Here is a 9,807-nt window from a genome sequence, read left to right on the forward strand (position 1 = left end):
GTTGGTTCGTTGACGATACGTTCTACTTCAAGACCAGCGATTTTACCAGCGTCTTTTGTTGCTTGACGTTGAGCGTCGTTGAAGTAAGCTGGAACTGTGATAACTGCTTTAGTTACTTTTTCGCCAAGGTAGTCTTCAGCGTATCCTTTCAAGTATTGAAGAATCATAGCTGAGATTTCTTGTGGAGTGTATTCTTTTCCGTTAGCAGAAACTTTTTCAGAAGTTCCCATTTTAGATTTGATAGAGATGACTGTATCTGGGTTTGTAACTGCTTGGCGTTTTGCAGCATCACCAACGATGATTTCGCCGTTTTTGAATGAGACTACAGATGGAGTTGTGCGGTTTCCTTCTGGGTTTGCGATGATTTTGCTTTCAGTTCCTTCAAGAACTGCAACTGCTGAGTTTGTTGTACCTAAGTCAATACCGATAATTTTAGACATGTGTTTTTCTCCTTAAATTTTATATTCTATTTTCTTTTTGATACTCTTCTTAAGTGGCGGCGCCGTCAGAGCTTGACTTCGTCAATCTCTTTGACTAAACTTTGAGCCTAAGGTCTCAAAGTTTGCGCAAATAGCGCCACGGCGAAGAGTATCGTCTTTGGTTCGCTTCGCTCACTATTGCAAAGCCAAATATATTTTATCTTTCTTCATAGTTTATTGTCGTTTCGGACAAGTTTTTTTAAGCTATCTAGCCTAGTTGTAAACCACTACCATTGCTGGGCGTAGGATGCGGTCATGGAGTTTGTAGCCTTTTTGGAAGACTTGGGCGATGGTATCTGCTGGGTGTTCATCGTCTGCTGGGAGAGTTTGGATGGCCATATGGTAGTTATGGTCAAATTCGCCATCAGCTGCGATTTCTTCGATTCCTTCTTCTTTCAAAGCGTGAATCAAGCTTTCTTGCACCATCTCCAATCCTTTTTTGACGTCCTCTGTCAAACCTTCAACTGCAAGTGCACGCTCAAGGTTGTCAAGCGATGGTAAAATTGCTTTTGCCAAGTCCTGGCTACGATAACGTTGCAAGTTTTGACGCTCTTCATTGGCACGGCGTTGGATATTTTGCATTTCCGCATGAGCGCGAAGGTATTTGTTTTCGAACTCATCTGCACGTTCATTTGCCAAGTCCAACTCAGACTTCTCAGGAGTTGTTTCTTCTACCGTTTCCACAACTTCCTCTTCTTGGACTTCTTCTACTTCTTCATTTTTTATATCTTGGGCCATTTTCGCCTCCTTTAATGATTTCAATCTTAATGTACTTCGTAATGATTACTGCTGAGGTAGCGGTAAAAATCTGTCAACTTCATGGTCAAAACACGATTGACTACATTGACTTGGTTGATTAGCTGTTGGTAATCCAGATTAACCGGACCGATAATTGCCAGAATTCCAACTCCCCGATAAGGAATGAGAAACTTACTACTAATCACAGCTAGGTCAGCTAGACAGGACTCTTGACTGTCTGCAACACGGACATTTTGCATCTGATCTTCACGCAGTCCCTCACGAATCTCCAAGGCCACCTTTTGCGGTTGGTCAAAGAACTGATAAGCTGCCAGATTGGCAAAATTCAAGAGATTAACCTTGCCCGCCACCACAATGTTTTCGTTGAACATTTCCTTAAAGATATGTTCAAAGAGATCGATAACATTGTCCGTTGTTGTAAAGTAACGCTGGATAATCTGCGGAATCTCCGTCCGAATCTTGTAGTGAATATCTAGAACGGTGTGGCCGAGGAAACGTTCCTGAATGATGCTCTTCAGCTTCAGCAAATCCTCCTGCAAGAAGTTTCTTGGAATCAGAAACTGACTGGTAACCGTTCGAGACTCGTCTAGGGTAAATACCGCCAAGGCTGTATGTTGCCCCAAAACAACGATATCAAAGGCTGTCAAACGTTGTCTGCTCGGCTCAACATCCAGTGCTACTACCGTACAGCCACTCAAGTCTGTCAGTAGATTAGCAGCCTCTTGCAGAATATCCTCCAATTTGAAGAATTCCTGATCAAAGGCTTTGACAATCTCATATACCTCATTTTCAGCCAGTCTGTCAAAATCCAGTGAGTGTTTTACATAGTACTGAAAACCAGCAACACTTGGCATCCGACCACTTGAAGTATGAGCCTTCTCAAGCAAACCTTGCTTTTCTAGAGCCGCCATGTCATTACGAATGGTTGCACTGCTAGAGTTAATAGACTCTTGCAAAGCTTTGGATCCGACAGGTTCGTGCGTTTTGGTAAAGATGTCAATAATCAGATTTAAAATATCCTGCTGACGCTCTGTAACCATCTCATCACTCCTCTCTGTCTGATCGATTAGCACTCGATACGCTCAAGTGCTAACTCATGATTCTATTATACACCCTTAAAAGAGAATGTCAAGACAAAAACTCAAAAAATTAGCACTCTTTTATCAAGAGTGCTAAAAATCAGTCTGAAGACCTAGAACCTTACTGTTTATCTACTCGGTATGCCCTTTTAAGTCTAAAAAAACCATAGATTAGATAAGAAATCATAAGAGCATATAAAACAAAAATAATGAAGAAAGACATAGAAAGATCTTCTCTAAACGAACTCATACAAACAACAAGACCGCCTGAGAAAGCAACTGTACATGAACGAAGTCTATTTCGCATAACTTCCCATCTGAGCCCCTTACTCATATAGACTTGATCCTCTGGAAGTAAATTAGAAGACGATTTACGAAGAATCGAACAAGAACCTGCTCCTATCAATTCCCAACCTCTATTTCTAAAATCTTGCAGTTCATACTTATACTTTTTAAGAAATCTAGAATCATAGATACAGTAGATGACATCGTCTGGTTGACATTGGTCAAAATAGAAAAAACCAAAACGACTCATTCTATACTTCCAACCTTTCAAATGCATCTCATGTAAATATTCTTCTTCCTTGTCCAAATCAAGAATAGTGAAGATCCGAAATTGCTTTTTATTGATCATGACTTCCCCTCCAATTTTGAGCATACCTACCCCATCATAAATCTGATAATTCCTTCTTTTTATGCCATAACTTCCAGCCAATATAAAAAACTATTAACAAAAGGATTAAAGACAAGAAAATATCTAGCCCGACCGCAAGTAAACTCCATAGACCATACGCATTACTTCTATTGAGCAATTTAAGTAAGAATGGTATATGTATGGCTAGCAAAAGTAAAACAGGTACTAATCGCAGTCTTAAAATGCGATTAACCATAGCTAACTTCCCAGCAGCGTCATTATAGATTTCAAATTCTGCATTCGATTCAATTTCAGAATGTGCTTTTCTAAAATAGGAAAAACTATTAAAGTCTGTAATATGCTCCCAGCCACAGTCTTTAAATAGTTGTAAATAGGAGGATCTCTCTGATTTTTCCATTGGGTAAAAATCCAACTGATAAGACACTTGCTCAGGCTGACACTTTTCAAAGGTATACTTGACTACAAACAATAAGATAGAATAGCTTACTTTCCTAAGTTTCCAGCCCTTAGCATGCATTTCTCTAAAGTATAGAGCCTCCCTCTCATAATCCGCAATTGTAAAAATTCGATAAACAATTTTCTTTTCCATCATACTTCCTCCCGACTGTTTCTATAGAGCCGTTCAATACGCTTCAATTCAATATCTAAGACTTTTCGCCCCAAGTCTGTTATCTGATAGATTTTACGTTTTTCCTCTTCGCGAACAAAGGAAATCAAACCATCCTTTTCCATCTTAGACAAGGTTCCATACATAGTTCCAGGACTAATCAAGATTTGCGAATCTGTCATCTCCTTGACCTTTTGCGTAATACTATAACCATGACCTTCCTTTTGCAGACAGAACAAGATATAAAAGCCCGTTTCCGTCATCGGAAGATAAACTCGACGAATCTTATCCGTTAATTCCATTTATAGCCACCTCCTATTCAGTTCGATACATCGCACCTCGTTATATAAAATATATCACACCTCGATATAAAAAGCAAGAAAAAAGACCGCCCTCAGGCAATCTTTCTTCTCTATTAATAAAGATCTAAATAATTATCAATTTCCCATTGTGAAACGAAGGTTGCATAACTTGCCCATTCGATTCGTTTAGCTTCAAGGAAGCTAGTATAGATGTGTTCTCCGAGAGCTGCTCTGACAACCTCATCCTCTGTTAAAGCCTTCAAAGCGTTGTGAAGAGTTGATGGAAGGTCTGTAATACCAGCTTCCTTACGCTCTTCTGCTGTCATGATGTAGATATTTTCTTCGATAGGAGCTGGTGCTTCGATTTTATTTTCAATACCATGCAAACCAACTTCCAAAAGAACCGCCATAGCGATGTATGGGTTGGCCATTGGATCCACCGAACGCAACTCAAGACGAGTTCCCATACCGCGTGAAGCAGGCACGCGCACAAGTGGAGAACGGTTACGACCAGCCCAAGCAATGTAAACAGGCGCTTCATAACCTGGAACCAAACGTTTGTATGAGTTAACCGTTGGGTTCATGATAGCAGTATAGTTGTAGGCATGTTTAATCAAACCACCAAGGAAATGGTAGGCCGTTTCAGACAACTGCATTCCTTTTGGATCATTTGGATCAAAGAAGGCATTATTTCCTTCTGCATCAAACAAGGACATATTACAGTGCATACCTGATCCGGCAATACCAAATTTTGGTTTCGCCATAAAGGTTGCGTAAAGTCCGTGTTTGCGAGCAATAGTTTTAACAACAAGTTTAAAGATTTGAATCTTATCACAAGCACGGAGGACTTCATCATACTTAAAGTCAATCTCATGCTGTCCAACAGCAACCTCGTGGTGACTGGCTTCTACTTCAAATCCCATTTTGGTCAAGACATTGACAATCTCACGACGTGTATTGTCCGCAAGGTCAGTAGGCGCCAAATCAAAGTAGCCACCCTTGTCATTCACTTCAAGTGTTGGGTCTCCATTTTCATCCAGTTTAAATAGGAAGAATTCTGGCTCTGGCCCAAGATTGAAGGATTTGAATCCCACTTCTTCCATGTGACGAAGAGCACGTTTCAAATTACCACGAGGGTCTCCTGCAAATGGCTCACCTTCTGTTGTATAGACATCACAGATCAAACCTGCAACACTTCCATTTTCATCTCCCCAAGGGAAGACTGTCCATGTATCCAAGTCAGGGTACAAGTACATATCCGACTCATTGATACGTACAAAACCTTCAATAGAAGATCCATCAAACATAGCCTTATTTGACAAGACCTTATCTAACTGTTCATCTGTAGCAGGAATTTCGACGTTTTTCATAGTTCCCAAAATATCTGAGAACATGAGACGAATAAAGGTAACATTTTTTTCCTTGACTTCACGACGAATATCTGCAGCTGTGATTGGCATGAGTTTTCTCCTTAATGTATGACTACTTGCGGTTGCCTAACCGCGACCAAAAGGTGACCGTACTGAAGCAAAGCGACCCTGTTGGAGGAGTTCATTGTGAAGCGCACGACGCACCTCAGTCTGACTCACCGCTTTCTTGGATTTCGCTTCACGTTCAGCATATTTTTTCTTAATGGCAGCGATATTATAACCTTCAGAGATATAATCTTTGATTTCAAGCAGACGATCCATGTCATTCAAGGAATACATGCGACGGTTCCCTTCGTTTCGATCAGGCTTAATCAACTCTTGATCTTCATAATAACGAATCTGACGCGCCGATAGATCGGTCAATTTCATAACACTGCCGATAGGAAAAACAGCCATATTTCGGCGAAATTCTTTTTCCTTCATTTACAATTTCCTTCTTTCTGTCTATTATAGTCTAAAAAAAGACAAACGTCAATTGATAATGTTATAAAATGTAACATTATTTTTCTTTTTTCTCTAAAAAGAGACGAATACGATCAATATCGTAATTTACGAGAATTGCGACAAAAACTCCCATGAAAGTTTCTGATACACGCGCAAACACGTACAAAATCGTTTCACCACTCGGAATCGATAGGGTAATGATTAACATAGCTGCTACACCACCAATAACCCCTGCTTTGTTATTCATGGCTACATTTGTCATAATGGTTAACATGGTGCAGATTGGAACAACAACCAAGGTCACCCAAAAGGCTTCGTGGAAAAAGGTATTTAATAGGAAGAAGATCAGGGCATAGAGGCCACCGATACTATTTCCTAGAATACGCGAAGTCCCAAAATGGACACTCTTATCAAAACTCTCCCTCAGGCTAAAAACGGCTGTCAAAGCACCGATTTGAAGACCTTTCCAGCCAAAAAAGCCAAAAATCAAGAGAACTAGAAAAACAGCAATACCTGTTTTAAAGGTTCGCATACCAAGTTTGAACTGGGATTTATCGAATTTATATTTTTTAAAATAACTCATAATCTCAACTTTCTATTTCCATTTTATCATAAATTGGCTGATTTTATGAGCAATAGTTGAGAGGAAGCGTTTTTATTTTGAGCAAAAGAAAAGAGGAACTTTCATCCCTCTATTCTTTGATTTATTTATAAAATCTTATTTTTCTGTCAAAGCTGCAAGTCCTGGAAGAACTTTACCTTCAAGAAGTTCCATTGATGCTCCACCACCGCGTCACAAATACCTACACTAACACAAAAAGGTGACATAGCCACCTTTTTGTTAACGTTTCAGTTTTGTTCCTTTTTCTACAAAATCAGGATTTTGTAGAGACTAACGGGCTGAAATTATTTTTCTGTAAGTGCAGCCAAACCTGGCAATACTTTACCTTCGAGAAGTTCCATTGAAGCACCTCCGCCCGTACTAATCCATGAGAACTTGTCTGCACGGCCAAGGTTAATCGCTGCGGCAGCTGAGTCACCACCACCGATGATTGATTTAACGCCTGGTTGTTTCACGATAGCGTCCATCACACCGATTGTACCAGCTTGGAAGTCAGGGTTTTCAAATACACCCATAGGTCCGTTCCATACAACTGTTTTGGCACCAGTCAAAGCTTCATCAAATTTAGCGATAGATTTTGGACCGATGTCAAGACCAAGGAATCCTTCAGAAACTGCTTCACCTTCAGTGTCACGTACTTCAGTGTAGCCAGCAAATGCGTTAGCTTCTTTTGAGTCAACTGGCAAGATCAATTTACCGTTAGCTTTTTCAAGAAGAGCTTTCGCAACATCCAATTTGTCTTCTTCTACAAGTGAGTTACCGATTTCGATACCTTGTGCTTTGTAGAATGTGTAAGTCATCCCACCACCGATAAGAACTTTATCAGCTTTTTCAAGCAAGTTTTCGATAACACCGATCTTGTCTGAAACTTTTGAACCACCAAGGATAGCTACGAATGGACGTTCTGGAGCTTCAACTGCTTCTTGGATGTAGGCAATTTCGTTTTCAAGAAGGAATCCAGCAACTGCTTTTTCAACGTTTGCTGAGATACCAACGTTAGATGCGTGTGCACGGTGAGCTGTACCGAATGCATCGTTTACAAAGATACCATCTCCAAGTGATGCCCAGTATTTACCAAGTTCAGGATCGTTTTTAGATTCTTTTTTGCCGTCAACATCTTCGTAACGAGTGTTTTCAACCAAGAGAACTTGTCCATCTTCAAGAGCGTTGATAGCTGCTTCCAATTCAGCACCACGAGTTACACCTGGGAAAACAACATCTTGACCCAATTTAGCAGCCAAGTCAGCAGCTACAGGAGCAAGTGATTTACCAGCTTTATCAGCTTCTTCTTTCACACGTCCAAGGTGAGAGAAAAGAATTGCACGTCCACCTTGTTCGATGATGTACTTAATAGTTGGAAGAGCTGCTGTGATACGGTTGTCGTTAGTGATTACGCCATCTTTCAATGGTACGTTGAAGTCAACACGAACGAGGACTTTTTTACCTTTCAAGTCAACGTCTTTAACAGTAAGTTTTGCCATGTTACAAAAACCCCTTTATTTATTTTATTCGAAACTATTATATCACACTTTGGAAATATAAGGAAAGATTTCACAAGATTTTTCGATATTTAATCTTCATGCCATGTTAGAGTGTATTATTTTTACTTTTTCTCACGAATTTTCTTTCTAAAATCTTAGCTTAACACTTGTTAGATTTACTTTTATCCTTTAAAATAGAATAGGAGAAATTCCGTTATTATTTTTCGGAGGAAAAAGAAATGTCCATTAATTGGCAGGAAATTTTATTTCACTTTTTAGGTGGTCTGGGACTATTCTTGTATAGTATCAAGACCATGGGAGACGGTTTGCAACAAGCTGCTGGAGATCGCCTTCGTTTTTACATTGACAAGTATACCAGCAATCCCTTTTTAGGTGTTCTAGTTGGGATTGTCGTAACTGCCCTGATTCAGTCAAGTACAGGGGTTACAGTTATCACGGTTGGTCTGGTCAGCGCTAGTCTTCTAACTCTTAGACAGGCTATCGGAATTATCATGGGAGCTAACATCGGAACCACAGTTACTTCCTTTATCATCGGTTTCAAGCTTGGTGAGTATGCTTTACCCTTGATTTTCCTTGGAACCATGTTCCTATTCTTTACAAAAAACAGAACAGCAAACAATATCGGGCGCATCCTGTTCGGTGTAGGGGGAATCTTCTACGCCCTCAACCTCATCAGTGCCGGTATGAGTCCTCTTAAAGATCTACCACAATTCAAGGAATATATGGTAACCTTGGGACAAAATCCTGTATTAGGAGTTTTTGCCGGTGCAGTGATTACCGTTCTCATCCAAGCTTCTTCTGCGACAATCGGGATTTTGCAAGGTCTCTATGCAGGTGGATTCCTTGACCTTAAAGGTTCGCTACCAGTTCTCTTCGGGGATAATATCGGGACAACCCTAACAGTTATCATCGCGGCAGCTGGAGCCAATATCTCTGCAAAACGCGTTGCTGCAACCCACGTTACCTTTAACGTTTTGGGAACTATTCTTTGCTTAATCTTATTAGGTCCATTTACGTCTATGATTGAGTACTTCCAGGCACTCCTTCACCTCTCACCTGAGATGACCATCGCCTTCTCTCATGGTGCCTTTAACGTAAGTAACACTATTGTACAATTTCCATTCATCGGAGCCTTGGCCTACTTCGTAACCAAGCTCATCCCTGGTGAAGATGAAATTGTGAAGTACGAGCCACTTTATCTTGATGAGCATTTAATTAAACAAGCTCCATCAATCGCCCTCGGAAATGCGAAGAAAGAGCTACTTCACTTGGGAAATTATGCTTCTAAAGCCTTTGACCTTTCTTATAACTACATCATCGACCTTAATGAAAAGGTTGCTGAAAAAGGACACAAGACAGAAGAAGCCATCAATACCATTGATGAAAAATTGACTCGTTACCTTATTACTCTTTCAAGTGAGGCCCTTAGCCAGAAAGAAAGTGAAGTGTTGACCAACATCTTGGATTCATCCCGCGATTTGGAACGGATTGGGGACCACGCAGAAGCGCTAATCAATCTGACTGACTACCTTCAACGGAAAAATGTTGAGTTCTCTGAAGCTGCTTTGCAGGAATTGGCTGATATCTATCAAAAAACTACTGGCTTTATCAAGGATGCTCTTGACAGTGTGGAAAACAATGATATCGAAAAAGCGCAAAGCCTGATTGAACGCCATAAAGAAATCAACAATATGGAACGTGTTCTCAGAAAGACCCACATCAAACGCCTCAACAAGGGCGAGTGTTCAACGCAAGCTGGGGTCAACTTTATCGATATTGTTTCCCACTACACTCGTGTATCTGACCACGCTATGAATCTAGCTGAAAAGGTCATCGCTGAACAAATCTAAGAACCAAGAAGCTATCCTGAATGGAGTCCACTGAAAAAATAGGTCTCTTACTTTTAATGAAATGAAAACCGAGGAATC

Annotated in this window: 11 protein-coding genes; 1 reads left to right on the top strand and 10 read right to left on the bottom strand. The window is 40.3% G+C overall.

The features are described from left to right. From QZ359_RS07715 to QZ359_RS07760, 10 genes are all read right to left on the bottom strand, one after another. Positions 1 to 440, bottom strand: a 440-nt coding sequence (locus tag QZ359_RS07715) for an Hsp70 family protein (RefSeq protein ID WP_293965254.1), incomplete at its 3' end; no start/stop codon positions are given. Between the two features lie 252 nt (positions 441 to 692). Continuing rightward, positions 693 to 1,217 (bottom strand): nucleotide exchange factor GrpE, encoded by a 525-nt coding sequence (gene grpE / locus QZ359_RS07720; protein ID WP_000046042.1) that lies wholly within the window; start codon positions 1,215 to 1,217, stop codon positions 693 to 695. Positions 1,218 to 1,243: 26 nt separating this feature from the next. Continuing rightward, the gene (gene hrcA, locus QZ359_RS07725; protein ID WP_000255759.1) at positions 1,244 to 2,278 is read right to left on the bottom strand and encodes a heat-inducible transcriptional repressor HrcA; all 1,035 of its coding nucleotides are present in this window, start codon (positions 2,276 to 2,278) and stop codon (positions 1,244 to 1,246) included. A gap of 160 nt (positions 2,279 to 2,438) precedes the next feature. Next, entirely contained in the window at positions 2,439 to 2,951 is a 513-nt protein-coding gene (locus QZ359_RS07730; protein WP_293965269.1) for a DUF2812 domain-containing protein, read from the bottom strand. Between the two features lie 34 nt (positions 2,952 to 2,985). Next, positions 2,986 to 3,561, bottom strand: coding sequence for a DUF2812 domain-containing protein (locus tag QZ359_RS07735; protein ID WP_293965271.1), 576 nt, complete (start codon positions 3,559 to 3,561; stop codon positions 2,986 to 2,988). Next, complete coding sequence (locus QZ359_RS07740; RefSeq protein ID WP_293965273.1) at positions 3,561 to 3,881, bottom strand: PadR family transcriptional regulator; 321 nt, start codon at positions 3,879 to 3,881, stop codon at positions 3,561 to 3,563. The genes QZ359_RS07735 and QZ359_RS07740 overlap by 1 nt, the downstream gene beginning before the upstream one ends. Positions 3,882 to 3,994: 113 nt before the next feature. After that, positions 3,995 to 5,341 carry a type I glutamate--ammonia ligase gene (glnA, locus tag QZ359_RS07745; protein WP_001122886.1) on the bottom strand — a complete coding sequence of 449 codons (1,347 nt, stop codon included), beginning with the start codon at positions 5,339 to 5,341 and terminating at the stop codon, positions 3,995 to 3,997. Positions 5,342 to 5,377: 36 nt separating this feature from the next. Further along, positions 5,378 to 5,734 carry a transcriptional repressor GlnR gene (gene glnR / locus QZ359_RS07750; RefSeq protein WP_000659548.1) on the bottom strand — a complete coding sequence of 119 codons (357 nt, stop codon included), beginning with the start codon at positions 5,732 to 5,734 and terminating at the stop codon, positions 5,378 to 5,380. Between the two features lie 76 nt (positions 5,735 to 5,810). Then, a complete protein-coding gene (locus QZ359_RS07755) occupies positions 5,811 to 6,338 on the bottom strand; it encodes an aromatic acid exporter family protein (RefSeq protein ID WP_049543772.1) in 528 nt (175 codons plus the stop codon). 323 nt (positions 6,339 to 6,661) lie between these two features. Beyond that, a complete protein-coding gene (locus QZ359_RS07760; protein WP_049515977.1) occupies positions 6,662 to 7,858 on the bottom strand; it encodes a phosphoglycerate kinase in 1,197 nt (398 codons plus the stop codon). Positions 7,859 to 8,097: 239 nt separating this feature from the next. Between QZ359_RS07760 and QZ359_RS07765 the strand changes: the two genes are divergently transcribed. Continuing rightward, the gene (locus QZ359_RS07765; RefSeq protein ID WP_293965281.1) at positions 8,098 to 9,729 is read left to right on the top strand and encodes a Na/Pi cotransporter family protein; all 1,632 of its coding nucleotides are present in this window, start codon (positions 8,098 to 8,100) and stop codon (positions 9,727 to 9,729) included. Positions 9,730 to 9,807: the final 78 nt, after the last annotated feature.

The organism is Streptococcus sp. (assembly GCF_019414905.1).
In the GTDB taxonomy this organism is placed as follows: domain Bacteria; phylum Bacillota; class Bacilli; order Lactobacillales; family Streptococcaceae; genus Streptococcus.